This is a genomic window from Arthrobacter sp. B3I4 (genome assembly GCF_030816855.1).
Classification (GTDB): domain Bacteria; phylum Actinomycetota; class Actinomycetes; order Actinomycetales; family Micrococcaceae; genus Arthrobacter.
Genome location: NZ_JAUSYK010000001.1, coordinates 2,766,932 through 2,791,530, shown reverse-complemented (window position 1 = coordinate 2,791,530; position 24,599 = coordinate 2,766,932). Strand labels below are relative to the sequence as shown.

The window sequence follows — 24,599 nt, the reverse complement described above, 5'->3', positions numbered from 1 at the left end:
TCGACCATACGGAGCCGGCAGTGTGACCTCCAACATATTCTGCTTGTCAGAATTGCTACGGCGGGTGCCTAGTCCGGATCCGCCGGATTGGCTGCGATGTCGATCTCCAGCTGCCGGCGAGTTTCCCCCAGTGCGGCTACCAGTCCGGCGTCGAACACCCGCCGGAACCGGGTCGCCGGAGTGGCAACGCTGAGCGCACCAACGACGTGCCCGTGCCGGTTGTGCAGGGCCATGCCGAGCGCGCTGACCCCCTCCTCGGTGCCCTCGAAATTGGCGGCGAAGCCGTTGCTGCGGATGGATTCCAGCTCGCGCAAGAAGGCCGGGTACTCCGTGGCCGGAATGTTGTCCCCGCCGATCTCGGCGTTGTTGCTGCGGAACAGCTGCTCGATCATGGCCGGCTCCAGTTCGGCAAGCATGGCCTTCCCGCCGGACGTCTTGTCGGCTGGCATGACCGTCCCCTGCCTGTCACCCACGCGCAGGACGCTGTTGCCCTCCACCGTGGCGAGGAACCGGACTTTCGTGCCTACCCGCACCATCAGGTTCACGGTTTCGTCCAGCCGTGCCGAGAGCAGCTCCATGTGCGGCTGCGCCAGCGTGCGCAGCAGCCTGGTCCAGGACAGCCCCGCGGGCCCGACGCCCATCGCCGGCCCCGGGACATAGCGGCGGCTTTCATCCTGTACGGCGAACCCCCGGTACACCAGCATTGCCAGTAGCCGGTGGGCTGTGGAAGGGGCGACGCCGAGCTCCGCGGCGGCGTCCTTGAGCCGCAGGGCTCCGCCGTCGCGCAGCAGCTGCAGGAGCTGCAGGGCATTGTCGACGGCCTCGATGGAATAGGTAGGCCGTTTCTGCACGGGCTTCCGGGCGGAGGGAGACGATGGCTTGTTCTGCACATCAGAATTGTATTGTGGTTCACTTTGTGTGGCTAGGACAGTGGTGGCATGAATCACACATCCTCTGTTGCAGCGCCGCAACGGTCCGCGCCGGGGTCTCCCGGCCCTACCGCAGCTGACGGTCCTGCCTCCCGGTTCTCCAAGGCCTCGGCGGCTGCCGTGCTCGTCTGCTGGCTCCTCGTCGTCTTCGACGGCTACGACCTGATCGTTTATGGCACCGTCCAGTCCTCCCTGATGTCCGAGACCGGTTGGGGCCTGAGCAAGGCCACCGCGGGCACCATCGGTTCGATGGCCTTCGTCGGCATGATGATCGGCGCGATCTTCGCTGGCCGAATGGCCGATTCCTGGGGCCGCCGCCGCACCATCCTCGGCTGTGCGATCGTCTTCTCGGTCTTCACCATCCTCTGCGCCTTCGCCCCCAACGCCCCCGTCTTCGGCGCCCTTCGGCTGCTGGCCGGCATTGGTCTTGGCGGCCTGGTGCCGTCGGCCAACGCCCTCGTGGCGGAACTGGTCCCCACCAAGTGGCGGTCCACGATCGCCACGCTTATGATGTCCGGCGTGCCGATCGGCGGATCCATCGCCGCCCTCGTCGGGATCCAGCTGATCCCCGCCTTCGGCTGGGAATCGATGTTCCTGGTCGCCGCGGTGGCGTTGCTGGTTGTGGTGCCGCTGGGGCTGAAATACCTGCCGGAAACCCTCGCCCGGGCGACTGGCGCTGATATGGTCGCCGGAAATGGTGTCGATAAGGGCCGGATAGTCAGGGACCCGACCGGCTTCTCATCCTTGCTCCGCGCTCCGTACCTGGGGATTAGCACGCTGTTCGCGTTGGCCACCATCGCCACGCTCTTCGCCTGGTACGGCCTGGGCACCTGGCTGCCGAACCTGATGCAGCTGGCCGGCTACAACCTGGGCTCCGCCCTGACCTTCGCCCTGGCCCTCAACCTCGGGGCGGTGGCCGGCTCGGTCCTCACGGCCTGGGCCGGGACCCGCTTCGGTCCGATTCCGACGGCGATCGCCGCGGCCGCCGTCGCCGCCGGTGCACTCGTTGTCCTGGTGACCGGCCCGTCCGTCACCGTCGTCTACGTCATGCTCGTCCTCGCCGGCGTCGGAACCCACGGCACGCAGTGCCTGATCATCGCCGCGGTCGCCAGCCACTACCCCGGACACCTGCGCGGCACCGCGCTGGGCTGGGCCTTGGGGACGGGCCGCATCGGGGCCGTCGCCGCACCCCAGGTCGGGGGCCTCCTGCTGGCCGCCGGGCTGGGCGTCAATTCCAATTTCCTCGCCTTCGCCGGCGCAGCCGCCACTGCCGCGGTCCTGCTGGTCGTCGTCGGCCTCAAACTCAAATCCGAACTTTCGATCCCGCAAGGAGCAAGCAATGTCTGAGCACGTCCTGTCCACCAATGGTCCGTCCACCGATGTCCTGGTCATCGGAGGCGGAATGGCCGGACTGGCCGGAGCCCTCGCGCTGCGTGAAAACGGCGCCAACGTCACCCTCGTGGAGCGGGCCCCCGAATTCGGCGAGGTCGGCGCCGGGCTGCAGATGGCCCCCAACGCCTCCCGCGTCCTGAAGCGCTGGGGCCTACTGGAAAAGGCCCTGGAAATCGGTGTCCAGCCCAAGCACCTCGTGTTCCGCGACGCCGTCACCGGCGAGGAACTCACCCGCCAGACCCTCGGCGGGGAATTCGCGGAACGCTACGGCGCACCGTACGTCGTCATCCACCGCAGCGACCTGCACCGGGTCCTGCTCGAAGGCTGCGAAGCCGCCGGCGTCAAGCTCGTCAACGACGTGATGGTCGAGAGCGTCGAAACCGTCAACGGCCGCGGCGTGGCCCACACCGCCGCGGGAGTGGATTACGAGGCCGACGTCGTGATCGGCGCCGACGGACTCCGCTCCACCCTGCGCCCGCTCGTGACCAATGACGAGCCCGTCTCCTCGGCCTACGTCGCCTACCGCGGCACCGTCCCGATCACCGAAGACACCCCGAAGGCCGACCTCGAGGACGTCATCGTCTACCTCGGCCCGGACTGCCACCTGGTGCAGTACCCGCTGCGCAAGGGCGAGCTGCTGAACACCGTCGCCGTCTTCAAGTCCCCCTCCTTCGAGCGCGGCGAAGAGCAGTACGGGGGAGTGGACGAGCTCGAGGCCGCTTACCGGGACTGCGTCCCGGCCGTCCAGGAAGCACTGAAGAACCTGGCCACCGGCATCCGCTGGCCCATGTACGACCGTGACCCGATCGAAAACTGGGTCGCCGGCCGGATGGTGCTGATGGGCGACGCCGCGCACCCGATGCTCCAGTACCTCGCCCAGGGCGCCTGCCAGGCACTCGAAGACGCCGCCGCGCTGCAGGACGCCACCCTGGGCACGGTCTTCAGCGAAGACGGCGTGAACCCGGACGCTTGGGACGGTGCCATCAGGGAGTTCAACGACGCCCGCGCCGGCCGCACCGCCCGGGTCCAGCGCACCGCCCGCGTCTGGGGCGAATCCTGGCACGTCTCCGGACTGGCACGGACCCTGCGCAACCTGCTCTTCAAGAGCCGGAAGGACAACGACTTCCAGTACAACGACTGGCTGTACGGCCAGGACGGCGACGGCGTGCCCGCGGTCCGCGAGGCCCAGCCCAGCATTGCGGAGCGGGTTTCCGCCTAACCCGCGGGGCGGTCTGCCACTCCGCTCGTCGGATAAACAGAATGTGCTGCTCCGGACCGGTCCCACGGGTCCGGTCCGGAGCACACTCACGATGTGCACATTTGGGGAGCGACCCGGGCTTACGGAAAGCCGGGAAGCGGCGATTGCGCCGCAAACCCGGATATCGAGTTCTCTGGGTTTCAGCTTGGGTCTGCCCTGCTCTGCTGGATGTTGCTCCTGATCAGGAACTGGACCGTCCTCGGTTTTGTAGACTTCTCGACAAGCGGGCCAGTGCACGTGTATGGATTCTGACCGGGCCGACGGCTTATGAGGCGGGGTCCCCATCATGAGCGTTATTGGTTCGGGGGCGTAGGGCTCCGCTATCTCTGATGCCGGAGTGAAATCGGGCGGGAAATACGAATATGGCACCCGGATGGCACGCTTAGGCCGCCCGCTTGGAGCCGAACCAAGCAACAATTGAGGGTGTGCACAATGTGCACACGTTAGGCTCCGGATCGGGTCGTACTGGTGCCGGACTGGGCCGGATCGCGGAGGTTTTCGGGGGAGGGGCGGCTTTTCAGGGCCTGGAACCCGGTTCGAGTCCCACCTCGGGCACAGTGTTTCCGCAGGTCAGGGGCTTTCGAGCCTCTGAGTGTTGGACAATTTTCTCTGATGGGCCCCTGTTGGGGGCCTATTTTTGTTGGTAGCTGTTGCGGTCTGGCGGCTTCTTCTCTGCACTTGGACAGCGGTGTCGCTGTACCCCCTCATGGCCGGGAGCGCTTGGATGGCTGCCCGTACTGGCCTGCGCGCTACATTACTGAGTATCTCTGCCCTTGCTGGCGTCCCATCCCGTCATATCCACTCCTTCAAGGGGCCAGCAACAGCTGGCACGCCTGTCCTGAATGGGTTCTTGACCGCCCAGCGGCGGACCGGCAACGATGAGGTATGTCCGATTCAGCTGATACCCCGGAGGCCCCTCATGATGATGACAGCGTGGAGGAGGTTGATAGCGCGGAGACTGTGGAAAGCATCGCCGAAGACGTCCGTGATGAGATCCGTCTGGGCCACGTCCAAGATGACGTAAGCCACGTGGTCGAGGAACGCCTCGAGGATGCAGGCATCGACCTGCGGCCCGAAGCGGTAGACGACCTCGCTGAGGAAATCGAAAAGGACGTGTCGAGCTAGAACGGACGACGGCGGGAGGTCCCCCCGTCGTTCGTCCTGTTGTCAGTGCGCGTAGAACTACCCGCGCGTGCCAGAGCCCTCACCGATTCCCGGGGCTTAGAATCCCCACTACGGGGACAAACGCAAAGGCTTGATTGGTCTTTCCAAGAGAATCAGCGTGGCCGCCTCACGTCCGTGTCGAACTGACGACAATCGAGCAATGCAGAAGGAAACGATTGGCGATCCACGAGCTCCACGCCGCGCCCGAAACCACCGTCGACTCGTACTCACGCGCTCACAGCCCGGTTCTCGTCGTCGATCCGGGGGACACGATAGTCGTAGGCTCCCTGGACGCGTCGGGCTACCTGTCCCGGCAGACGGCTCCGGGGGAGCAACAACCCCGCATGTTCGCCGAGCGGCGTGGGCACTGCCTCACCGGACCCGTCGCGATCCGGGGAGCGATGCCGGGCGACATGCTCGCGCTGCACCTCGTCGATCTGCGCCCGGGGGACTGGGGGTGGACCGTCGCCGGTGCCCGCGAATCCCCGATCACAAAGCGGCTCGACATCGGCACGGACGCGCCGTCGTGGCTGCTGTGGGACCTCGACTCCGAGCTCGGTACGGCCACGGAGAGCCGCGGCTTCCGTCGTCCGCTCGCGCCGTTCCTCGGGGTGATGGGACTCGCCCCGGCAGAAGAGGGCGAGCATTCGACCATCCCTCCGCGCGGCGCGAACGCCGGCAACATCGACTGCCGCGAGCTCGTCGCCGGTTCCACCCTCTACATCCCGGTCGAGGTGCCGGAAGCGCTGCTCTACCTCGGCGACGGTCACGCGGCCCAGGGCGACGGTGAGGCCGGCGGCACAGCCATCGAATGCCCCATGCGCACCGAGGCCATCGTCGAGATCGCGCAGGACCGGCCGCTCGCGACGCTCCACGCCGAGTCCCCGGGCGGCAAAATCACCTTCGGTTTCAACGAAGACCTCAACCTCGCGACGGGTGATGCGCTGGACGCCATGGTGATGTGGATGACCCAGATCTACTCGGTGGACAAGCCCACGGCACTCGCTCTCGCGAGCACTGTCGTTGATCTGCGGGTGACCCAGGTCGCGAACCAGGTCTGGGGCGTTCACGCCGTGCTGCCGAACGGTGTGCTCACGTGACCGCGTTCTGGCCCGCCAGTGCCAGTTCCACTCGGTTTAGGGCCCTGAAGACAAGACGGCCCATGCCAACGGCCACCGGCACAGTGATTCCGGGTGCGTTGAACTTGAGCGGCGTTTCGATCAACGAGATCGCGGCGACCGGCCCGAGCCACAGGAACGGAAGGGCCAGCTGAAGAGTGCGTGCCCGGGATCACTGCCCGTCCTTCGCGCCTCGCCCGTTTTCGCGGCCCTTTTCCCGGGGCCCCCGGCCACTGTTTCCATGCAGGGACGCATCCTCGTGCCGTGCGCCTTCCCTGACCTGCAGCCGGCGGTCGCTGAGGAGTGCCACATCCTCCCAGCGGAGCAGGAAGGAGCCGCGGTGCAGCCATGCCGCGATCGCACCGATCGGCCACGGCGCGTTTACTTGCCGGCGCTCATACCCCCATGTTGAGGATTTCGAATGCGGGCTGACGATGAATCCCTGGAGGGTGGCAGTGGTGCCGCCGTTCCCTGGATCTGCGCTCATGCTGAAACGGGCGTCGACGACGAAACCCACCCGGCGGCCTCCTTGGTCATACACCGAGGACCCGAGGATGTCACTGAGGATCATGGGAGCCTCCAGGGATTTTACGGATGATACGGTCCCTGACCCACCGCTCCGCCCAGGTGGCATCGAGATCCTCGCCCGGAATGTCCAGCTCAAGGGCAGTCCCGAGCCGGCGCAGGTGCCGCCACTCAATGCGGTGCAGCAGACGCTCCGGCGATTTTCCGCCGAAGATCCGGGTGGCCAGCGAAGGCCCGGACAGCAGCGCGGTGATCCGCGGCGCCGGCGTTCCTTGCGGGACCTTGCCCGCCGGAAGCTCGGTGAGTTCGACGTCGGCCACCGTCACCACAGGCACACCGTCTACGTCGACGACCTGCCGGTCGAGCAGGTGCAGACGCGCGTCGAAGACGTCCGGCCCTTCGCGGTTCATTGCCCGGCCCCGGACATGATCATCAGGGGAATAGCGGCGATGGATGCCGCCAGGATGATGACGAGATAGACCGTCGCCGCAGCGTTGAGCGCCCTGCCGTTCACGTGTTCCTGGCCCATGTATTCAGGGTCGTTGGCAATGATCAGGATCGGAATGTAGGTCAGCGGCAAGGCGATCGCCGAGAAGATGACGGAGTACTCGGTGACCTGCACCGGATCGACGCCGGTGAAGAGCACTGCCACGCCTGCAAGCAACACGGCGATCATCAGCAGATGGAAACGGGCGGCCCGGACCGGCCTGCGGAACTTGCCCCACGACCAGCCGAAGAATTGCGCCACCATGTAACCGCTGGACAGAGTAGTTTCAAGGGCCGCTCCGAAGACCGCCGCGGTGATACCGAGGAGTACCACCGCCAGAGCAAGCTTGCCGCCCGCCTCTGTGATGGGAAGTACCACCTCGGAGAGGGAGGTGACCTGGATTCCTGCCGGGAGGAGTACCACGGTTGCGGCTGCGGCGATGCTGATCGAGAGCAGGCCGCCGAGGGGAAAGCCAAGCAGCACGTTCAGCCGTGACTGTGAGAGGTCCTTGGTTCCCCACCCTTCCTCGACGGCGCCGGAGGAGAAGAAGAATACTTCGTACGGTGTCATGGCGGCGCCGAAAAGTCCCACCGCGTAGTACCAGTACGTAGCGGGCTGTTCCGAGCCGGGGGACGAGATGCCAAGAACCTGCTGACCGAGGTCCGGCCAGTCCGGGTGGAGCAGAAACAGGGCGACGGCGAAAATGACCAGGCACAAACCCAGCAGGCCCGTGATGTTCTCCATGATCTTGAATTTGACCCGCCAGACCACTATCCAGACTGCGAAAACGGCCAAGGGCACCCACAGCAGATAGTTCACGCTGCTGGCGAGTTGAAGTGCCAGGGCAATGCCCCCGATTTCGGCGGTGACGGTCATCAGGTTGATCAGGAAGGACGCGGCAAGGTTAGCCAGTGACGCGCGGGCGCCGAGCCGCTCGCGGATGATCTCAAACGAGGCGCGGCCGCTCACCGCGGCCACCTTCCCCGACATCTGGGCAAAGAGACAGATTTCGACGACCCCGACCAGCACCACCCAGACCAAACCCAGCCCAAAACGCGAGCCGACAACGGAATTGACAACTAAGTCCCCGATGTCGACAAAGCCACCGATGGCGGTGAGGATGCCCAGTGCGAGCCCCAAAAGCCGCTTCATGATGCCGCCTTTAGCGACTGCACTGCCGCATCCAGTGCTTTTGCCTGGCCCTGCAGCTTCTCCGCTGAACGCTGCAACGAGTCAGCATCCGAGGCGTCCGCTCCCTGCTGCACCGACAGGACCGTTGTGGCTGTGTCTTGGAGCAGTGCGAGCATGTCCTGCTGGATCCGGACATCGTCCCGGCTGTTCGCCGAAAGCGCTGCAGCCTTGGCGTAGGCAGAGTTGATCTGGTCCAGTTCGTCCTTGAGCGTGACCTTGAGCGCAGCCTTCGTTGTACGCCCCGCCGACTCCTGCCCTAAAACAACAAGCGAGGCGTTAACAGCGGAGCGGGCATCCCCAACCGGGGTTGAGAGGCTCCTGGTGATGCCTGTTGAGGCGCACCCGGCGATGGCCAGGGGTAAGGAAGAGAGCAGCAGCACTGCAGTGACACGCCGCCCGGGTCTTGCCCGTCCGCTCATGACAAAACCTCGCCCCCTAAAACCGTATGCGGCCAACGATGGCCGCCCTCGATTCCCGGTGCTCCTACCAGCAGTCTGGCAACGTTGCCTGCCGGACGCAATGGACTGCCGCCAGCGGATCCTGAAGATTCTGCTGGTGGGACACTGCGTGGGGTTGCCGGCCGGCATCGCCTGCCGTTATGCCTTCGGTCTGGAAAATGTGCCCGCGGCTCCGGCGGCAGGCACCGCTTCACGTTTCCGGCTGCGAAGAACTCCTCTACACAGCAATTGTTCCCCCTCATGACGTGGCCCGGACTCGCTCACGCCCACGGTGTCAGCCCAAAGCGCTCTGGCAGGCTCAAGCGCTCGCCCGGGTTCCTCTTGTGGATGGCTTTGCGCCGTCATCGACGGCTTTACCGTGCGGCCTTCTTTGGCCGGGCAGGGCCGGATTGCGCAGGTTTTTGGGGGGAGTGGATTCAAGGGATGGAACCCGGGGTTGGGTCCCGGCTCCACGGCTCAAACCCCGGCCGGAACCGGAGAGTTCTGGTTTGGTGTTTTCACACCTCTGATCAGCAGGTATAGGACCATCCAGGCTTCGGCAAGTGTTGCTGGAATGGCCACGAACGGGGTGAGCATATTCCCGGCCTCGGGCCAAAGGAATACGAAGGGCAGATGGGCAAGGTAGGTGAAGCACGCGATGATCAGCATTACGCCCAGGACCTTGGGGAACATCCCTGACTTGAACGCGAGGTAGCCCATCGGCAGGAGCCAGAGGCCGAAGAAGACTTGTGCGATTAGGAATCCGGAATGTTGCAGGTCCAGTAGGAGCAGGACCAGGGCGTCGGCCCCGTTGGGGCCGAATGCGGTTGCATAGGAGGGGTCGGTGGCAAGGCTCAGTGCTGCAAGGTACGGTGCCAGGTTCAGGCATTGGATGGCGGCACTGACCGCTGCGAATACCACGATTGACCGGGCAACATTCTTGTTGACGTGCTGGAACAGCAGGCACAGGGTCATTGCGACGAGGAGCATGCAGGCTGATTGTGTCAGGTCTGCCAGGAACCCCAGGCGGAACAGGCCTTCGTTCGCTGCGATGTTATGGGTGGTGGCCGCTGCATCACCGGCTGCGTACACCGTTGGGCGCACGATTCCGATGGCGAAGCCGGAGAGGATGGCGACGGCGAGGTACAGAGCCCCAGCAATCCTTGCCAGACCTTTGGACGCGTTCACGGTCTTTCCTTTCGAAGGTGCCGAATGAGCACTTGAATTTCTTACCAGGACCATACGAGGCCTGGCCCTGTTCGGTGCTCCCATAACTCCCAAAGCGGCCTCATCGAGGTCGGAGGAATTGAATGATGGCCGCCGACGTAAGGTCCGGTTGCTGTGACTGCGGGTAGTGGCCGGCGTCGTCGATCATCACGGTGGTGCCGCCCAGGGTCGAACTGATCCAGTCAGCCTCACCCTTTGGGTCAGGGAAGTCGGGGTCCTTCTCTCCCATGAGGACTAGTGCGGGCGAAATGACGGCAGGCAGGCTCTCGCCCGCTCGAACGTGATTGGTGCGTGTGGTCAGGCTGAATGCTCGGGTATGGCCTGGGCGTTTGATGGCCGCTATCATGCTGTCCCGGTAGGCAGGGAAGTCGTCCGGTCGTCTGCCTGCGTAGAGTTTAGGCAGATAGGCCTTCCACGCCGCCGCGGCCCATGGGGGTGCCATCAACAGGCGCAGGAACAGCCTAGAGAGCGCGGTGCTAGAGGCTGGCTGGCGCACGAACGGTCCCACGAGGACCAGTCCGTTCACGAGGTTCGGGGTCTCCGCCGCTACGATCACGGCGGCGCCCGCGCCCATGGAATTGCCGATAATGACAGCTGAAGCTCCTAGCGTGTTGAGCAACAAGGTGATGTCCGCCGCCGTTTCGCCATCACCGTAGGTATCGAAGGAGGTATCGCTGTCCCCGTGCCCCCGTAGATCCATGGAAGCAACCCTGTAACCGGCGCGCACGAGGCCGGGTGCAAGAAACCGGTAGGTGGCCCGAAGGTCACCCATTCCGGGAACGAGGACCACGAGGGGTCCCTCCCCTTGGATGTCGTAGGCGATCATTCCTCCAGGGGCGGGTAGATACTGCGTCACGGGACCGTTGCGGGTCCGGTAGGCGTTCACGAGGTGCGCTCCTGCAACTCACGTCCACCGTTGATTACCACGTTGGGACGGAAGCCGCGGATGATCAACCAGATGCCGAAGGTCACTTCGAAAAGGCCACCGGGAACCGCCCCGACGAGGCCGGCACCTTTGAGCCCGGAGATCTCCAGCAGCGAGCCGGCAGCAAAGAACGCGTACCCGGCAAAGCCCCACACCGCCAGGAATCGTGGAGTCAGGCCGGAGCGGAAGAGTAACGCGCAGAAGAAGAGGCTGCCGATTCCTAGTCCGGCCATGGCGATGTTGTAGGCGATGAAATTGCCGGTAACCGCGGCGAAGCCGTTCAGCAGCAGCAGGCAGCCAACTCCTGTGGCCAGGCCGAGGCCCTCGAAGACCCTGGTGGCCAGGTACCCGAGAGCCACGGCCTTGTTGTGCGGTTGCAGGATCGGGCGCATTAAGACGCCGATGCAGATGACGACTGCTGAATTGATGAGCATGAGCGATGCGCCCAGGACGAGGAAGCCCCGGGAGCTTTGGTCGGCAGACCCTGCACTGGTGGTGGCGATAGCGTTGCCGACTCCATATGTCAGGAAACCCGCAAGGAACAACGTCCCGATGATCCAGGCTGTCGCCGGCAGGCCTCGCTCAGCCCGGGAACCCGGAGTGGTGTGGGTGTTGGTGGTCATGTCGTGATCCCTCAAAGATGAGTTGGTCCAGTTGAGAAGATTCGTGCCGGGCGGCATGGATTCCATTGCAGGCCACGGCGTGACGGGGAGGCATTTAGTCCATTGGCCATTAGCTGTGACTGCGTCCGTTCACTGACGGAATTCGAGGCCGGGTATGGGGTCTTCCGGTGCGGTGGTTACGGTTGAGCCGATGCCCGAGTTTCGGGGTAATCGTTGCCGGTCCATGTGTGGCCCGCGGTCAGAGGCGTTGGTTTGAAGCCCTTGGTAATCAGATAGATGCCCAGAGACAGTTCGAACACGGCGACGGGCAGTGCGGCAAAAACGGCGATCGGGGACACTGCGCCGTAGGCGCCGAAGTAGATCGCGACATCGGAGGCTAGGAGCAGCGGGGCGCCGATGAATGCGATGATCGGCAGGATTCGCGGCACGAGGGCGGAGCGGTAGAGTACGTAGCCCAAAAGCAGGTCGCAGGCCACAGGCATGAGGCTTTGGGAGAGCAGGAATGTCCAGTTGTAGGTTGCGATGAGGCCATGGCTCATTGTGACCAGTGAGGCGGAGTCCGTGCCGGCGGTGCCGGCAACGTCGTTCCGCAGGGTGAGGATCGTGAGCAGGCTGACGACGCTGACGAAGGTGAGGCAGGTTTCCACGAGGCGGGCGGCCACGAATCCCAGGGCTGCGGTTTGGCTGACCCGCTTGGCCACGGGATAGAGCACTACGGCGGTGCCTATGCCGGCCAGGCCGACGATGACCTCGGACAGGGCTCCCCACTGCACCCCCGTAGTGCTGCCGGCGCCCAGGACGAAGGCGCCGGCGTCATCCTTCACCGCCTTGTAGAGCGCGAGGGTGGGGATGGAGACAAACGTGAGTACGTACAGGATGCCGGCGGCCAGCGAGATCCGCCTCATCGGCTGCATTCCGCGCCGCTGGTCGGGTCCTCGGACTGGCGGGTTGATATGGATATTGGCCGTCATGACGTACTCCTTCAAAGCTGGGTGGCTCCCGGGCTGTGATGACTCGGGCTGCCCGGGGAGGGGGTGGGGACGAGAAAAGTATGGACGGGAGCCGCGTTCATTCAGGTTCGAAGCGGTTCGTGAAGCTGCGAATTGCTGGCCTGTCGGTGCCCGCCACGTCGATCTTGTCTGGGCGGTTTTAGGTCGTCGGCAGCGGGTTCGGCCCGACCATGATGGGGGCGTCTGCGCTGGGCGGTGGTTCGCTGCCGCCCATATCGAGCCGGAGCGGTGGGTATTGATCGGTCATGAGCGCTGCGTAGGCGGTGACGCGGAACACCCAGCGGTTCATACCCATGAGGAGGTCGAACACGCCGCGGGGGTAGCGGCCGGCGAAGAGCAGGACAATACCGGCGATGCAGACCAGCAGGCCGATCAGTCCGCTGCCGTACGCCCAGGCGTTGCCATCACGCACCTGGTTATAGCCGCCGAAGGCGGCTCCCGTGAACACACCGACGATCAGGTAGTGAGGGAGCGCGAGCAGCCACCATTTCACCAGCACGAGTCCGCGTGAAAGCGACTGCGGGTAATCAACGGACAGCCGTGCCGGGTAGCCAGGGTCGTCGGCCAGTGTGAACGGCGGATATTCGTCGGTGCCCAGCGCACTGTAGGAGTAGAAGCTGACCCGCCACGTCCAGCGCAGCACGCCGACGTTGAAGTCGAATATTGCCCGTGGATATCGTCCGGTGAACAGGATCGCGAAGAACGCCACCACCGACAACACCACGAAAACGATCCACAGGAAGAACAAAACAAAGATGTGAGGGATGATCAGCAGCCATTTGACGAGCCACAGCCAACGGCTCAGGCGCGGGGAACGCTCGGCGTCGAGAACGAGCGGGTACGAAGTCAGTTGTGCCATGAGAAGCCCTTCCTTGAGCTGAAAACCGGCGCCCCAACTGGGGGCGTGGGTTTTACAGCGGCGGGCGGGGTCTCTCCAGTTCGGCCAGGTCCGCGACTCTATCGGCGGTGGGTCATTCTGTGCCGATACCCGAAACGGTAGGCTGTTATACCAAGCAGGTCAATAGGGACATGTCGTATAGGACAGCTATTATGGAGACATGGCTGAATGGGGCTTTCTAACTAATCACATGCACGCGCTTTACTGCGTCGCGCGCCACCCCGGCATCCGGATCCGTGAGATCGCCGAAAGCGTGGGGGTCCAGGAGCGGGCGGCGCACCGACTCGTGGCGGATTTGGTCGAGGGCGGTTACCTGACCCGCCGCCGGGTCGGGAGCCGCAACTCGTACGAGCTGCATCCGAACCAGCCGATCCGCCGGGAAGGTCTGGACGAAGTCGCGGTCGGTGAGATCCTCGACGTCCTCCTCAGGCGGGAGTGAGAAGAGGACAACCGAGTGGGTGCTGGTGTGCTGACCTGGGTGTCCTGCGGAGCGGCCGCCTGCCTTGGCCGCGTGCGGAACGTGCAGGACAGCAGCTGGGGCAACACAGCCGGGACGGTTGAAGCTATCGTCAGAACATGACTTCGGATGATTCAGTAAGGGATGCAAAGGCCAAACTGCGCTCGGAGGTTCGTCTCCGTCGCGGGGCCCGGTCGGTCGGGGAGCAGGGGTCGGCGGAGGCTGGTCTGACGGAGCAGCTGATTGCCCTGGTTCGTCACCGGGCCCCTGTCTTGGTGGGCTGCTACCTCTCCGGTGGAGACGAACCGAACACTCGGCCGTTCCTGGCGTGGGCCGCCGCGAACGGCGTGCGCGTTCTCGTTCCGGTGAGTAGACGGGACGGGCTGCTGGACTGGGTGCCTGCGACGGGCGGACCTGAGCAGGTTGGGTTGTTCGGCATTTCGGAGATGGTCGGTGAGGCGGTGCCAGCCAGTGTCTTCCAAAGCGTCGATTTGCTGCTTGTCCCTGCTGCCGCGGTTGACCGTTCAGGCATGCGGATGGGATGGGGCCGCGGGTACTTTGACCGGGCCCTGGCTTCTCTGGAAGAGCCCCCTGCGGTATTCGCAGTCATCTACGACGAGGAGTTCCTTGATGAGGTCCCGCGGGAGAGCCACGACCGGCCCGTCGACGGAGTGATCACGCCCAGCGGGACAAGAGTGTTCTGACCAGCAACAACTTCGGGCGAAAGGCCCGAACATGCTCGGGCGGGCCGGGGCGCCCGGCGGCGGGCGTCGGCGGTGGGCGGCCGGTCAGTGGGCGTCGGTGGGGGCTGCCCGGTGGTCTATGTCGGCCGTGATCTTGTCGATCCGGTCAAGGGCGGCGTTGAGGTGCTTGACCGTCGCCCACAAGTCTTGGTGCTCGCGGCGGATCTGTTCGAGTGTGGCGCCGGCCGAGGTCAGCGTGGACAGGTCGTAACTGACGTTGGTGCGGGCTCCTGTCAGTGCTGCTCTTAGGGCCCCGAAGGCGACGACCACATCGGCGATAAGCGCTGCGTTTCCGTGGATTGCGAGCCACTCCAGGTCCCCGATGGCATCGATGGCGCGTCCGCCGAGCAAGGCGGAGGATTTTGCAGCTTCGACGGAGGCTTTCTGAATAGCGTCCTCGCGTTCGGGCCCGGGTTCGAGCCGGAAGGCGGCCCCGAAAGCTTTGGATGCCGAGGCGTCGTCGTCGGCCAACTGCAGAGCAGCCTCCCGCAGCGAACGGGCCCGGGAATGAACATTGTCGAGTTCAGCACGTTGCTGCTCATCGGCGTCGGTGTATCCGGCCACCATCGATGTCAGCGATGCGGCTATGGCAAGCATCAGCCCGGCCCCGGCTCCACCGCCGGGGGAGCCTACTGATTCCGCCAACGCCAGCGTCCACTCCTGAACCGTCGAACGCTGGGTTGTCACTGCCTCAGAATCAGCCATGAGACTAAGTCTGCCCTGAAGGTGCGTATGGCGTCACCTGACCGCAGCATAGGACCTGGATCTGCAGCGCTAACCACCTAGGTACCATCGTGCGAAAATCGGTCCCAAGCCGTAGGCATGGTCGACATCCTCACAGGCGCACTAGTTCGCTAGGTCAAGGAGTGAACGAAAGTCCCGCGGGCTGTGTCCGTTAACTAGCCCCCCGGCACTATATGGTTTTGCACAGTGAACTGACGTCGCGGAGCATCACCACCACCTCTTCTCTGCACAAAACGGCATTGCCAGACGTCAACGCTCCAGGCATTGCATCATGAATGACAAACGCGTCGCCTGTCATGAAGCCAATGGACAAGCGCAGCCCAGCACTATCTCTAGGCTGATGATGGGAAGCACTTAAAAGGCAAGTCGTGCTCCGCGCAGAAATGCAAGAGGCAACGCAGACAGAGGCTTGTGGCACTACTGAGTTACCTGAGGATCCATTTTACTGTGGATGAGTCCACCCAGTGTGTGGAGAGTTGGGGAAGAGCCCTCGACGCCATCATCGATCCGGTGCTCGAATTAAGTTTAGATATTGGGGCGGCTTTAGCTATGGGGGCACATGGAGGCGGAGACTTAAATCGGAAAAAAGCAGACCAGCGGTCCTTCATAGTTGGATGCGCCTAGTTCCAAGGCTCGACCCAGTCACGTGAGTGCCAGTTGGGCTTGGCGAACTGAATCGACATGTAGTCTCGCCCAGCCCGGGGCGAACATAACGGTCCAAGCCTCCTTATCCGGACCTGTCAGTAATGTCGGGCTGGCCACATGGGTATATTCGGCCCGTTTCGCCTGCACGCTGTGAATGGCAAATGCAGTCACGTCTCAGGTGCGGCATGTAACGGCTTCGTGAGCGGAATGGGTGACGAAAAGTGTCCGGTGGACGTTCTCACTCAACTTCATCCCTGCCGGGAATAGGTCCTTTCTCTTTTCCTTTCAACATTGGGCCTTGCCCCTTCGGAGTGGACGTGGAAACTTCAACGGTTTTTCGATTGGATCCTTCCTTCTTCAAGGGTTGCTGATGGGCACCCACGAGGCAGCTTTTATGGAAACATGCCGCGTTCCTACAAACGTCAATTAGCTGAGTGTGCAGGGTGATGGCTCGGGTGAAGCTCACAGCGCTTCAGGGGAGACCTCGAAGCGGACGAAAGAGAAGCAGTGAATTGGTAAAGCCTGAACCCAATGGGCGGGCTAAGACATAGGCGGTGTGATGAGCGGTATAGACGACTCAGGTGGCTTGGCTGCGGTCCCGGTAGAGCTAGCGGGCCTGACGGAGATTCGCGTTCACGGCGTGGGAGGCACTCGGCCGGAGGAGCTTCTGGGTGACCTTAGTCCAACGAGGGTCGCAGGTGACCGTATTGCAGGGTTTTATCGGACGACTGATGCCCACGGGCGCCATCGTGAGGCGTACTCGTGGGGCGGCTTGACCTCTCGCTCACCGCTTCGAGTATTGTGGACGCTGCTTATGCCGGCGATGCTTTCCAACATGGCCGGGTGGACGGCACGGCGGCTTGTCACGTCTGACGTCGACGAGGCTGACCGAGAGCCCTCGACCGGGGCGTTCCGTTGGTGCGCGAGGTTGGCGGCCCTGGCACTGACGGTCAGCATCGCGGTTATGGTGACGATGGTTAGCTTGGACACGCTCGCGTATCAGTGCCTCGGACAACTTCAGTGTAGGAGCAAGCTCTGGGTCGCGAGTGCGCTGGAGGTGCTGGCCCCCTACGGACACCCCGGGTGGCGGCTAGCGGCGGGCATCGTTCCGCCGATCGCTGTGGGAATTCTTTTTTTCTTCCTGGCCCGTATTTCCCGGCAACGCTATGAACAAATCGAGCCGCCGACAAAAATCGAGCGACCGACCAAAGAGCAGCCGCCGACAAAGGGCAGGTCCGATCCCGTTCCGTCGAAGCGATGTGCTGCAGCCCAGAGGGGGGGACTGCGCCACAGCGAATTCTGGTCGGGGCTGCGCTGGCATAGGCACCTGTCCGACCTGCATCTGGCAGCAGGCATTGCTGTGTCCGCGGCGACTCTGAGCTGGTGTGTCGCTGACCTGGATCGGTCCCTGCTGAGGTCCGCATCTGTGTGGGCCGAGTACACCACCCTCCTCTCGATATTGATCGTTGCCGCCGTGCTAGTAGTGCTTAAGGCAGATGATGCGCATGAGCACCTTGCCCGGGGACTGCTCGTCTCAGCCCTGGTGGCCCTGATCGTCGCAATCACAACAGCCATCTCTTTGCCCGTGGACTTTGCTGACCCCGGATCAAGCGGCCTTGTGCCAGTGTCCGCTCAGCAGCCGGGCGTGCTGCCCGGCATCGTGACGTCCGTCAACGTGGGGTGGGGGCTTACACTGGCGCTTCTAGTCCCGTTGATCCTCCAGCAGACCTGGGCATGTGCCTCCCGGTGGCGCCAACAGCAGCTGAAGAGTGAAACTACAGGGGCGGGTGCGGGCGCCATGAGAGACAGAGCAAGAGCCAAGCTCGATGTCTTCCCCTGGGCGGCCCCCGTCGTCTTAAACGTGGTTGCGATCGGCCTTGCTAACGCGATTCTTCTCTCTCTTATGTTACTTCTGGCATGGGGACTCGGAAGGGTTGAGTACGGATTTGGCCCAGCCAACCCTGACGATGGCGCTTCGGTTATTTGGGTGCCTAAAGCGGTCATGTCGGTTGCGTCAATCTCCGCTGTAATCTTCACAGCGATGCCGCTGGTTCTCGCCCTCGGCACCGGCGTGTGGCTGTGGATTGAAACCGCGAAGAGGGCCAAGCAACTCGCCAGCACTCTCCCGGAAGATTACCGACGTTCGGAGGACTTGGAGAATGAATCCGGGACCTATCCGGCGCCAGCTGGTGCAGCAGCAGATCTCCGGGCAAGCTGGATCTACTCGGCGTTTGATGATTTAGGCTCCAGCCCGGTACGGTCGCCTGATCGCGGCCGCCACGAGGGCCAAGAAACGAAATGCGGACCCCGCCCCACGCCATGGGTGCGCAAGACTGCTGTAATGCAGCTTGTCGGGAGTAGTGCTCCCATCATCGCGGCCCTGTTCGTAATTGCAGTAACTTGGTTGGCCCTCCTGGGCACGCTGACTTTTCTGATTGTAGTTATAGTTCTCCACCAGGATCCGCCGGTGGCATTGGTAGGACCAACCACCTTCTTCGCAGCCTTGCTTCCTTTTTTGTACGGCAGCATAGTCAGAATCGCGTTCCGTAAAGAAAGGCTTCGGAAGATTCTGATGGCTCCCTTCGACGTCGGGACCTTCTTCCCGCGCTCGTTCCATCCGTTCGCGCCGCCGTCCTACACGGAGAAGGCCATTCCCGATCTGACGCGACGGATCTGGTGGCTTCACGAGAACGGGGGCAGAGTGGTGATGACGGCACATTCACAAGGCAGTGTAATTGCGGCTGCAGTCTTGGCACGACAGTCGAACCGTCCGGAGGAAAAGAACAAGAAAATCGGGCTCGTGACCTTCGGCTCGCCGCTGGCAAAGTTATATCGGTGGGCCTTTCCTGCGCTGATCAGCGACGACCTCCTGCGGAGCTTGGCAGCGGGCAATGGGGGCATCGGACCCGTCGGCTGGTGCAACGTCTACTACGCGACTGACTACATTGGCGGCCCCGTCGAAGCCAACTGGACCGAGAAAACGTCAATGACGGCCGAAGTCATCGATAGCGCAGGAAAAATCGATAAGCACCTCCTCGACCCTCCCACGCGATGGTACCTTTTTGGCCAGCCATTGCCCCGTATCCTAAGTCACACGGGTTACTGGCTTGACCCCAGATTATGGAATCGCATAGACGATATGTGCAAAAGCATCTCCGCGCCGCTTCCACCTCCACGAAACCGGCCGGTTTCCGTCGGCACCCCCGTGACAACCGAATCAGCGGAAAGTTTCAGCGTAGACGGTCACAAAGGAAATCAAAACGGTTCCCGGCAGATCATTCCGCCGGACCCGTCGACGCCCCTGCCATACCGCTGATCATCCTCGGGAACCGGAATATTCGTTTAGCCACGGATACGCGGTTGGCGTCTCGTGCCGCGTCGCAACAGCTCCCTCAGAACAGCGGCCAGGGGACCGCCGGCATCCCGCCGCTCGGAGCCGGAAACCGGCCCGCCGAGCGCAGCAGGGCGCAGCGCGCGGCGAGCGAGTCGAGTTCTTCGGCGCGGAGCAGGTCCGCCAGCTGCCGGCCCAGCCCACCCTGCAGCCCGTCGCTGACACGGTCGATGCCGTCGCGTTCCTCCGCGGTCAGGGCCTCTCCCACCCATCCCCACAGCACCGTGCGCAGTTTGTGCTCGCGGTGAAAGGTCAGCCCATGGTCCACACCGTGCCGGTGGCCGCCCGTCATGGCGAGGATGTGGTCGCCTTTCCGGTCGGCGTTGTTGACGATGATGTCGAACACCGCCATGCGTCGGAGCGCCGGCGAGTCCTCATGTATGAGGGTGACCATCTGTCCGTTCTCGTCTCGTCCTTCGAGAACCTGTTTCCATCCCGTCTCCGGCACGTTGTCCGTCGCGACCAGGTCCACGGCGGCCTGGGCAGGGTCCTGCTCCTGCCAGAGCTGCACCATCCCTTCGCCCAGCGGACCATCACGCAGCCAGGTGCGCGGCACGACGTCCCAGCCGAGCGCCTGGGAGACCAGGTGGGCGGCCACCTCGCGGTGAGCCAGCGTGCCGTCGGGAAAATCCCACAGCGGACTCTCGCCGGCTATCGGCTTATAGACGACCACCGCGTCGCCGATGCTGCCCAGAAAGGTAGCGTTCGACGCCGTCGTGAGGCGGCCGGTGAGCGTCAACTCTGCGGTCACCAGGTCCGTCGCGGGCATCAGGCCTCGGGAAGGGTGCAGGTGTGCCCGTCGGCGTCGACGGGGTAACCGCAGAGCGGGCAGATCGGACGTCCGGCCTCCACGATTTCACGGGTGCGTTTCGCGAAGGCGCGGGCCATGCCGACCGGCATTCGCACCAGAAGCATTTCGGACTCTTGATCGCCGTCCTCAGCAAGCGGGTCGTCGTCGTCATCGGGATCGGCGTCGGTGATCGGGTAGGCCTCTATGACGACCTGGGCCGTGGTTGGGTCCCAGCCTAAGCTCATGGCGCCGGTGCGAAACTGCTCCTGGACGGCCTCGAGCTGGTCGTTGTCGACAAGTTCGATGGGAGTGCTCGTGGGAACGCTGAAGGGGTTGCCCTCGACGGTGATGAGCTGGTCGAGGATTTCGTCGATCTTCTCCGCGAGCAAAGTGGATTGCTGCTTCTCCAGGGCGATACTGACGATCTGCGTCCCTGCGCGCACCTGCAGGTAGAACGTGCGCGCCCCCGGAAGGCCAATGGTGCCAACGACGATCCGATCGGGCCAGGCAAAGTCGTGAACGCGTGTAGGCATGTCAGTATTTTAGGCACATGAGGTTCATGGCGCGGTTTGGCCTGCACCGCCGCCCACCGGCGCATCGCCGGAATCGAGGCGTTTTGACAGCCACGACAGATCACCGGCGTCGGTGTTGGTCGCATAGACGCTGGGACGACTAGCGCCGTAGCGCACGATCGATACGGAGGCGGGGCCGACGTTGATGCGTTGGAACAGGTCCAGGTGCATGCCGAGCGCGTCGGCGAGGATCGACTTGATGATGTCGCCGTGACTCACCGCCACCCACACCGCCCCTGGCCCGTACTCGGCTTCGAAGGCCGCATCGTGGCGTCGAACCGCTGCCACCGACCGGGCCTGCATTGCGGCCATGGATTCACCACCGGGAAAGACGACGGCGGACGGTTGCGACTGCACCGCCGGCCACAAGTCCTCGGCCGCGAGATCAGTGAGCGTGCGGCCCTGCCACTGGCCGTAATCGCACTCGGTGAGATCGGGATCGACCGGCGCGTGCGGCGTGCCGGCCTGGCGGTCAAGGATGAGCTGGGCGGTCTGCCGGCAGCGCTCAAGAGGGCTCGAGACCACCCCGACTACGGGCACTGCCGCGATCCGGTCTCCGGTCAGAGCCGCCTGGTCACGCCCGGTCTGGTCCAGGCGGACGCCGACGGCCCGGCCGGCCAGCAGCCCAGCGGCATTGGCTGTGGTGCGGCCGTGCCGCACGAGGATAACTGTCGCCATCCACCCAGCCTAACCACCCGCTCGACCGCGGTTGCTCGACGGCGCCCGCTCGACCGCGGTCGGTCCGCTCGACGGCGGTTGGTCCGGTGACGTTACTGCCGTGGCAGTAGTGGGTGGATAGTCCCCAGGATCAGGTTTACGGTGGAGGGAACCTGTCGACGCTCGACACCATTCTTCGGGAAGGAACGTCAGATGGCCTCGAATCGACTGATCCGTTGCGTTCGCACCATCCTGCTGGCACTTGTAACGGTCCTTGCACTGAGCGGGTGCTACAACTCGGGCAGTGAAAACTATAAGTCCGTGGCCGTTGGCTCCAACCTCAATCTGGCCGGGCTCGAACTGCGGAGCATCTCCATCGCGTCGCGGGCCGAGAACCAGCCGGGCCGGCTGCTGGGTGCGGTCTTCAACCCGACGGGTGAAGATATCAAGCTAACCATCGGAGACCGGGACAACAGCCTCGACCTGACCGTCCCGGCCAAAGGACAGCTGCCTTTCGACACTGCCGTCCACATCCTGCAAACTACAGACGAGCCACCCGGCGCGCGCACGGACCTGACCGTGGGGGCCAAGGGGGAGAAGTCCGTCCTGAACGTCCCGGTCCTGGACGGAACGCTGGAACAGTACGCGCCCTATGTTCCTAAATAAGGCAGTGCCCCAGCTCTTGTAGCCAGAATCGGTGGCGCGAGCGGGGACTATTTCGTGGAATCAAGCAGTTATGCCTCTGGTGCGGGCCTGGGTCTGCGCCGATAGCTCTTGGATGACGACGGAATGAGATTACGTGACGACAACGCCTGCAGAGGGAGTCGGCTTCCGCTCCAAGCGCGGCCCCATCCTGATTTCCTTGATGCTTTCGACAGGGCTGGTGGCCATCGATTCAACGATTGTCGCGACGGCGGTGCCGTCGATTGTGCACGACATCGGCGGCTTCGCGTCTTTTCCGTGGCTCTTTTCTGCCTACCTGTTGGCGCAGGCCGTCTCCGTTCCGGTCTATGCGAAACTCTCCGACGTCGTCGGCCGTAAGCCGATCATCCTGACCGGTATCGGGCTGTTCCTGCTCGGTTCGATCCTCTGCGGGCTGGCCTGGAGCATGCCGGCCCTCATCGCCTTCCGCGTGTTGCAGGGGCTGGGCGCGGGGGCAGTCCAGCCGGTAGCGATCACGATTGCCGGTGACATCTATACGTTGACCGAACGGGCGAAGGTGCAAGGCTACCTCGCGAGTGTGTGGGCGGTGTCCTCCGTCGTCGGCCCGACGCTCGGCGGTGTGTTTTCCGCATTGGGCTTCTGGCGCGGGATCTTCTTCGTGAACATCCCCCTCTGCCTGCTCGCAGGGTGGATGCTGGTCCGAACGTTCCACGAGAACGTCGAACGCGCCAGGCACCGCGTCGACTATCTGGGCGCGGGCCTCCTGACGGCCGCGCTGACCCTGATCATTCTTGGGGCTCTGGAAGGCGGCCAGGCATGGGGCTGGGCCTCCACCGCCAGCGTTGCGGTGTTCGCCGGGGGAGCCCTTTTGTTCGCCGCGTTTGTCCTCGTGGAGCGCCGGGCCGCCGAGCCGGTCCTGCCGCCCTGGGTTGTCTCCCGGCGGCTGCTGGCGACGACGGCACTGATCTCCTTCGGCGTCGGAGCTGTCATGCTGGGGCTGACCTCCTACGTTCCCACGTTCCTCGAAGGATCCCTCTCGACCTCGCCGATCCTGGCCGGGCTTGCGCTGGCGGCACTGACGATTGGCTGGCCCATCAGCGCGTCCCAATCGGGCCGGTTCTATCTTCGGCTGGGGTTTCGGAAGACCGCGCTGATCGGCATCACGGTCACGGTCATCGGGACAGCGGTACTTGCCCTCACCGCCTCCACGCCCAGTGTCCTTCTGGTGGCAGCGAGTTGCTTCATCGTCGGGCTCGGGCTCGGCCTGGTGGCCACCCCGAGCCTCATCGCTGCCCAGTCCAGCGTTGAGTGGAACGAGCGCGGAGTTGTCACCGGGACCAACCTTTTCGCCCGGTCGATCGGCAGTTCCATCGGGGTCGCGGTTTTCGGGGCGGTTGCCAACACCATCTACGCCGGCACTCCGGGCGGCAACACCGATCCGCACACCGTTGTCTCAGCTTCCGCTGCCGTCTTCCTGGCCGTCCTCGCCGGCGCCGTTCTCACCGTCGTGGCGGTTATCGCGATGCCCGCCACGAACAACTTGACCACCGCCCGCCCCGCCGTGGACACCGCGGCCCCGGAACCCAGCGCAGCGTCGGCACAGGACTAAAGCAGCCACGCGGTCAGCCGTTCATGGGCCCTTCGGCGCGGAACTCCTCGGCGCCCGGACCCACCACCTGCACGGTGCAACGCACGGTTATCCGGCCCCGCGCTGACTCGCCCGCATCGATCAGGGAATGGCCTTCGGGGACCAGTGTGAAAACCGCCGTGCCGGGATCGATCTGCACCCCTTGGCGCGCTGCGTCCTGGCGCGCGTTCTTCAGCGCATCGTCCCTCAGCGTGTCCAGATATTCCTCGTCGGCGTCACGGGCGGAGTCTCCGAAGGCCCAGCCGAAGATGGTGTTCGCGTTCATGGCCGCCAGCTTACCTCCCGGGATGGTTTGATTAGTCCGTGCTCCGTCTCAAACGCCTTATGGTTTTCGGCCTGTTCGCGCTCTGCGTTATCGCTGCCTTCTCGTTCTGGGCAGTTCGGCAGGCCGGCGCAGACGCCCTCGGGGCCGTCTCCCCGCCGCCGCAGGCGCAGGTGAAACTTGAGTCGTTGTCCGCCGGCGTCACGACCGCCGTGAACGTCACCGGGAACCCGGACGCCCAGTGGCTCGTCCAGTCGGCCGCGCAGACCGGCATCCCTGCCCGCGCGCTCCGGGCCTACGTTGCCGCAGCCGCCGCAGCCAACGATGCCGCCCCGGCATGCAGGATCGGCTGGAATACCGTGGCGGCCGTCGGCTCGGTCGAGTCCGCGCACGGGACGTACGGCGGCGGCAGCCTCAACAGCGCAGGGCAGGCGAGCGGTCCGATCGTTGGTCCGAGCCTCAATGGCGCCGGCTTCGCCGCGATCGCCGACACGGACGCCGGTGCCCTGGACGGCGACCCGCACTGGGACCACGCCGTCGGACCCATGCAGTTCATTCCCACCACCTGGGAGCTTGCAGGCCGGGACGGGAACGGGGACGGAACAGCGGACCCGTTCAATATCGACGACGCCGCCCTCAGCGCGGCGATCTATCTCTGCGGCCACGGCCGGAACCTCTCAACCGCGCAGGGCTGGACCGACGCGATCTACTCGTACAACCAGTCCAGTCCCTACATCCGCCAGGTGCGGGCCCAGGCCACGGCCTATGCCGCGAAGACGGGCACCGCCGACTGAGCCCCGGGCGAACGGCCACGCTGTAACAGCGCCCCGGCCGCGCCGCTGG

The 24,599-nt window shown here is 64.1% G+C and carries 25 protein-coding genes; 10 read left to right on the top strand and 15 right to left on the bottom strand.

Annotated elements, in window-relative coordinates:
- Positions 1 to 68: 68 nt before the first annotated feature.
- Positions 69 to 890, bottom strand: coding sequence for an IclR family transcriptional regulator (locus tag QFZ61_RS13260; RefSeq protein ID WP_307036756.1), 822 nt, complete (start codon positions 888 to 890; stop codon positions 69 to 71).
- A gap of 48 nt (positions 891 to 938) precedes the next feature.
- On the opposite strand from QFZ61_RS13260, the gene QFZ61_RS13255 reads away from it, so the two are divergent.
- From QFZ61_RS13255 to QFZ61_RS13240, 4 genes are all read left to right on the top strand, one after another.
- Positions 939 to 2,276, top strand: a complete 1,338-nt coding sequence (locus QFZ61_RS13255; RefSeq protein WP_307036754.1) for an aromatic acid/H+ symport family MFS transporter — start codon at positions 939 to 941, stop codon at positions 2,274 to 2,276.
- The gene (locus QFZ61_RS13250) at positions 2,269 to 3,540 is read left to right on the top strand and encodes an FAD-dependent oxidoreductase (protein ID WP_307036752.1); all 1,272 of its coding nucleotides are present in this window, start codon (positions 2,269 to 2,271) and stop codon (positions 3,538 to 3,540) included. Before QFZ61_RS13255 ends, QFZ61_RS13250 begins: the two co-directional genes overlap by 8 nt.
- Before the next feature lie 972 nt (positions 3,541 to 4,512).
- Positions 4,513 to 4,704, top strand: coding sequence for a hypothetical protein (locus QFZ61_RS13245; protein ID WP_307036750.1), 192 nt, complete (start codon positions 4,513 to 4,515; stop codon positions 4,702 to 4,704).
- Positions 4,705 to 4,919: 215 nt separating this feature from the next.
- Positions 4,920 to 5,843, top strand: a complete 924-nt coding sequence (locus QFZ61_RS13240; RefSeq protein WP_307036747.1) for an acetamidase/formamidase family protein — start codon at positions 4,920 to 4,922, stop codon at positions 5,841 to 5,843.
- A 190-nt stretch (positions 5,844 to 6,033) separates the two neighbouring features.
- Here QFZ61_RS13240 and QFZ61_RS13235 read toward each other — a convergent pair whose 3' ends face one another.
- The 9 genes from QFZ61_RS13235 to QFZ61_RS13195 form a co-directional block, all read right to left on the bottom strand.
- On the bottom strand, positions 6,034 to 6,432 hold the full coding sequence (locus QFZ61_RS13235; protein ID WP_307036745.1) for a PRC-barrel domain-containing protein: 399 nt from the start codon (positions 6,430 to 6,432) through the stop codon (positions 6,034 to 6,036).
- Positions 6,419 to 6,796 (bottom strand): hypothetical protein, encoded by a 378-nt coding sequence (locus tag QFZ61_RS13230; RefSeq protein WP_307036743.1) that lies wholly within the window; start codon positions 6,794 to 6,796, stop codon positions 6,419 to 6,421. Before QFZ61_RS13230 ends, QFZ61_RS13235 begins: the two co-directional genes overlap by 14 nt.
- Positions 6,793 to 8,025 (bottom strand): NRAMP family divalent metal transporter, encoded by a 1,233-nt coding sequence (locus tag QFZ61_RS13225; protein WP_307036741.1) that lies wholly within the window; start codon positions 8,023 to 8,025, stop codon positions 6,793 to 6,795. Before QFZ61_RS13225 ends, QFZ61_RS13230 begins: the two co-directional genes overlap by 4 nt.
- Positions 8,022 to 8,483 (bottom strand): hypothetical protein, encoded by a 462-nt coding sequence (locus QFZ61_RS13220; protein ID WP_307036738.1) that lies wholly within the window; start codon positions 8,481 to 8,483, stop codon positions 8,022 to 8,024. The genes QFZ61_RS13225 and QFZ61_RS13220 overlap by 4 nt, the downstream gene beginning before the upstream one ends.
- Positions 8,484 to 8,978: 495 nt before the next feature.
- On the bottom strand, positions 8,979 to 9,689 hold the full coding sequence (locus tag QFZ61_RS13215) for a DUF4386 domain-containing protein (RefSeq protein ID WP_307036736.1): 711 nt from the start codon (positions 9,687 to 9,689) through the stop codon (positions 8,979 to 8,981).
- 100 nt (positions 9,690 to 9,789) lie between these two features.
- Positions 9,790 to 10,554: an alpha/beta fold hydrolase gene (locus QFZ61_RS13210; RefSeq protein WP_307036735.1), complete on the bottom strand. Its 765-nt coding sequence runs from the start codon at positions 10,552 to 10,554 to the stop codon at positions 9,790 to 9,792.
- A 56-nt stretch (positions 10,555 to 10,610) separates the two neighbouring features.
- A complete protein-coding gene (locus tag QFZ61_RS13205) occupies positions 10,611 to 11,276 on the bottom strand; it encodes a DUF4386 domain-containing protein (RefSeq protein WP_307036733.1) in 666 nt (221 codons plus the stop codon).
- Between the two features lie 176 nt (positions 11,277 to 11,452).
- Positions 11,453 to 12,247 carry a DUF4386 domain-containing protein gene (locus tag QFZ61_RS13200; RefSeq protein ID WP_307036732.1) on the bottom strand — a complete coding sequence of 265 codons (795 nt, stop codon included), beginning with the start codon at positions 12,245 to 12,247 and terminating at the stop codon, positions 11,453 to 11,455.
- Between the two features lie 178 nt (positions 12,248 to 12,425).
- Positions 12,426 to 13,145 carry a DUF4389 domain-containing protein gene (locus QFZ61_RS13195; protein ID WP_307036730.1) on the bottom strand — a complete coding sequence of 240 codons (720 nt, stop codon included), beginning with the start codon at positions 13,143 to 13,145 and terminating at the stop codon, positions 12,426 to 12,428.
- A 199-nt stretch (positions 13,146 to 13,344) separates the two neighbouring features.
- Between QFZ61_RS13195 and QFZ61_RS13190 the strand changes: the two genes are divergently transcribed.
- Positions 13,345 to 13,623 (top strand): helix-turn-helix transcriptional regulator, encoded by a 279-nt coding sequence (locus QFZ61_RS13190; protein ID WP_373427157.1) that lies wholly within the window; start codon positions 13,345 to 13,347, stop codon positions 13,621 to 13,623.
- A gap of 137 nt (positions 13,624 to 13,760) precedes the next feature.
- Positions 13,761 to 14,345 (top strand): 5-formyltetrahydrofolate cyclo-ligase, encoded by a 585-nt coding sequence (locus QFZ61_RS13185; protein ID WP_307036726.1) that lies wholly within the window; start codon positions 13,761 to 13,763, stop codon positions 14,343 to 14,345.
- An 84-nt stretch (positions 14,346 to 14,429) separates the two neighbouring features.
- Here the strand turns inward: QFZ61_RS13185 and QFZ61_RS13180 are convergent, their stop codons facing one another.
- Positions 14,430 to 15,089, bottom strand: coding sequence for a cyclodeaminase/cyclohydrolase family protein (locus tag QFZ61_RS13180; RefSeq protein WP_307036724.1), 660 nt, complete (start codon positions 15,087 to 15,089; stop codon positions 14,430 to 14,432).
- Positions 15,090 to 16,587: 1,498 nt separating this feature from the next.
- Here QFZ61_RS13180 and QFZ61_RS13175 point away from each other — a divergent pair.
- Entirely contained in the window at positions 16,588 to 19,089 is a 2,502-nt protein-coding gene (locus tag QFZ61_RS13175; RefSeq protein WP_307036722.1) for a hypothetical protein, read from the top strand.
- A 76-nt stretch (positions 19,090 to 19,165) separates the two neighbouring features.
- On the opposite strand, the gene QFZ61_RS13170 is transcribed toward QFZ61_RS13175, so the two are convergent.
- The 3 genes from QFZ61_RS13170 to QFZ61_RS13160 are packed head-to-tail and all read right to left on the bottom strand — an operon-like array spanning position 19,166 to position 21,204.
- Entirely contained in the window at positions 19,166 to 19,933 is a 768-nt protein-coding gene (locus QFZ61_RS13170) for an SCO1664 family protein (protein WP_307036720.1), read from the bottom strand.
- Positions 19,933 to 20,487: a DUF3090 domain-containing protein gene (locus QFZ61_RS13165; RefSeq protein WP_307036717.1), complete on the bottom strand. Its 555-nt coding sequence runs from the start codon at positions 20,485 to 20,487 to the stop codon at positions 19,933 to 19,935. The genes QFZ61_RS13170 and QFZ61_RS13165 overlap by 1 nt, the downstream gene beginning before the upstream one ends.
- A 24-nt stretch (positions 20,488 to 20,511) precedes the next feature.
- Positions 20,512 to 21,204, bottom strand: a complete 693-nt coding sequence (locus QFZ61_RS13160; RefSeq protein WP_307036715.1) for an MSMEG_4193 family putative phosphomutase — start codon at positions 21,202 to 21,204, stop codon at positions 20,512 to 20,514.
- Positions 21,205 to 21,396: 192 nt separating this feature from the next.
- Between QFZ61_RS13160 and QFZ61_RS13155 the strand changes: the two genes are divergently transcribed.
- Positions 21,397 to 21,849 carry a hypothetical protein gene (locus QFZ61_RS13155; protein WP_307036713.1) on the top strand — a complete coding sequence of 151 codons (453 nt, stop codon included), beginning with the start codon at positions 21,397 to 21,399 and terminating at the stop codon, positions 21,847 to 21,849.
- A gap of 133 nt (positions 21,850 to 21,982) precedes the next feature.
- A complete protein-coding gene (locus tag QFZ61_RS13150) occupies positions 21,983 to 23,455 on the top strand; it encodes an MFS transporter (protein ID WP_307036711.1) in 1,473 nt (490 codons plus the stop codon).
- A gap of 13 nt (positions 23,456 to 23,468) precedes the next feature.
- Here the strand turns inward: QFZ61_RS13150 and QFZ61_RS13145 are convergent, their stop codons facing one another.
- Complete coding sequence (locus QFZ61_RS13145; RefSeq protein WP_307036709.1) at positions 23,469 to 23,759, bottom strand: hypothetical protein; 291 nt, start codon at positions 23,757 to 23,759, stop codon at positions 23,469 to 23,471.
- A 38-nt stretch (positions 23,760 to 23,797) separates the two neighbouring features.
- On the opposite strand from QFZ61_RS13145, the gene QFZ61_RS13140 reads away from it, so the two are divergent.
- On the top strand, positions 23,798 to 24,550 hold the full coding sequence (locus tag QFZ61_RS13140) for a lytic transglycosylase domain-containing protein (protein WP_307036707.1): 753 nt from the start codon (positions 23,798 to 23,800) through the stop codon (positions 24,548 to 24,550).
- The last annotated feature ends 49 nt before the right edge of the window (positions 24,551 to 24,599 follow it).

Excerpts from the sequence above, each read along its gene's own strand:
- QFZ61_RS13250 (WP_307036752.1), top strand. The coding sequence starts at position 2,269 with ATGTCTGAGCACGTCCTGTCCACCAATGGTCCGTCCACCGATGTCCTG.
- QFZ61_RS13160 (WP_307036715.1), bottom strand. The coding sequence starts at position 21,204 with ATGGCGACAGTTATCCTCGTGCGGCACGGCCGCACCACAGCCAATGCC.
- QFZ61_RS13170 (WP_307036720.1), bottom strand. The coding sequence starts at position 19,933 with ATGCCCGCGACGGACCTGGTGACCGCAGAGTTGACGCTCACCGGCCGC.
- QFZ61_RS13210 (WP_307036735.1), bottom strand. The coding sequence starts at position 10,554 with ATGATCGCCTACGACATCCAAGGGGAGGGACCCCTCGTGGTCCTCGTT.
- QFZ61_RS13200 (WP_307036732.1), bottom strand. The coding sequence starts at position 12,247 with ATGACGGCCAATATCCATATCAACCCGCCAGTCCGAGGACCCGACCAG.
- QFZ61_RS13255 (WP_307036754.1), top strand. The coding sequence starts at position 939 with ATGAATCACACATCCTCTGTTGCAGCGCCGCAACGGTCCGCGCCGGGG.
- QFZ61_RS13220 (WP_307036738.1), bottom strand. The coding sequence starts at position 8,483 with ATGAGCGGACGGGCAAGACCCGGGCGGCGTGTCACTGCAGTGCTGCTG.
- QFZ61_RS13165 (WP_307036717.1), bottom strand. The coding sequence starts at position 20,487 with ATGCCTACACGCGTTCACGACTTTGCCTGGCCCGATCGGATCGTCGTT.
- QFZ61_RS13195 (WP_307036730.1), bottom strand. The coding sequence starts at position 13,145 with ATGGCACAACTGACTTCGTACCCGCTCGTTCTCGACGCCGAGCGTTCC.
- QFZ61_RS13235 (WP_307036745.1), bottom strand. The coding sequence starts at position 6,432 with ATGATCCTCAGTGACATCCTCGGGTCCTCGGTGTATGACCAAGGAGGC.
- QFZ61_RS13155 (WP_307036713.1), top strand. The coding sequence starts at position 21,397 with ATGGCCTCGAATCGACTGATCCGTTGCGTTCGCACCATCCTGCTGGCA.
- QFZ61_RS13230 (WP_307036743.1), bottom strand. The coding sequence starts at position 6,796 with ATGAACCGCGAAGGGCCGGACGTCTTCGACGCGCGTCTGCACCTGCTC.
- QFZ61_RS13145 (WP_307036709.1), bottom strand. The coding sequence starts at position 23,759 with ATGAACGCGAACACCATCTTCGGCTGGGCCTTCGGAGACTCCGCCCGT.
- QFZ61_RS13175 (WP_307036722.1), top strand. The coding sequence starts at position 16,588 with ATGCCGGCGATGCTTTCCAACATGGCCGGGTGGACGGCACGGCGGCTT.
- QFZ61_RS13185 (WP_307036726.1), top strand. The coding sequence starts at position 13,761 with ATGACTTCGGATGATTCAGTAAGGGATGCAAAGGCCAAACTGCGCTCG.
- QFZ61_RS13190 (WP_373427157.1), top strand. The coding sequence starts at position 13,345 with ATGGCTGAATGGGGCTTTCTAACTAATCACATGCACGCGCTTTACTGC.
- QFZ61_RS13180 (WP_307036724.1), bottom strand. The coding sequence starts at position 15,089 with ATGGCTGATTCTGAGGCAGTGACAACCCAGCGTTCGACGGTTCAGGAG.
- QFZ61_RS13225 (WP_307036741.1), bottom strand. The coding sequence starts at position 8,025 with ATGAAGCGGCTTTTGGGGCTCGCACTGGGCATCCTCACCGCCATCGGT.
- QFZ61_RS13205 (WP_307036733.1), bottom strand. The coding sequence starts at position 11,276 with ATGACCACCAACACCCACACCACTCCGGGTTCCCGGGCTGAGCGAGGC.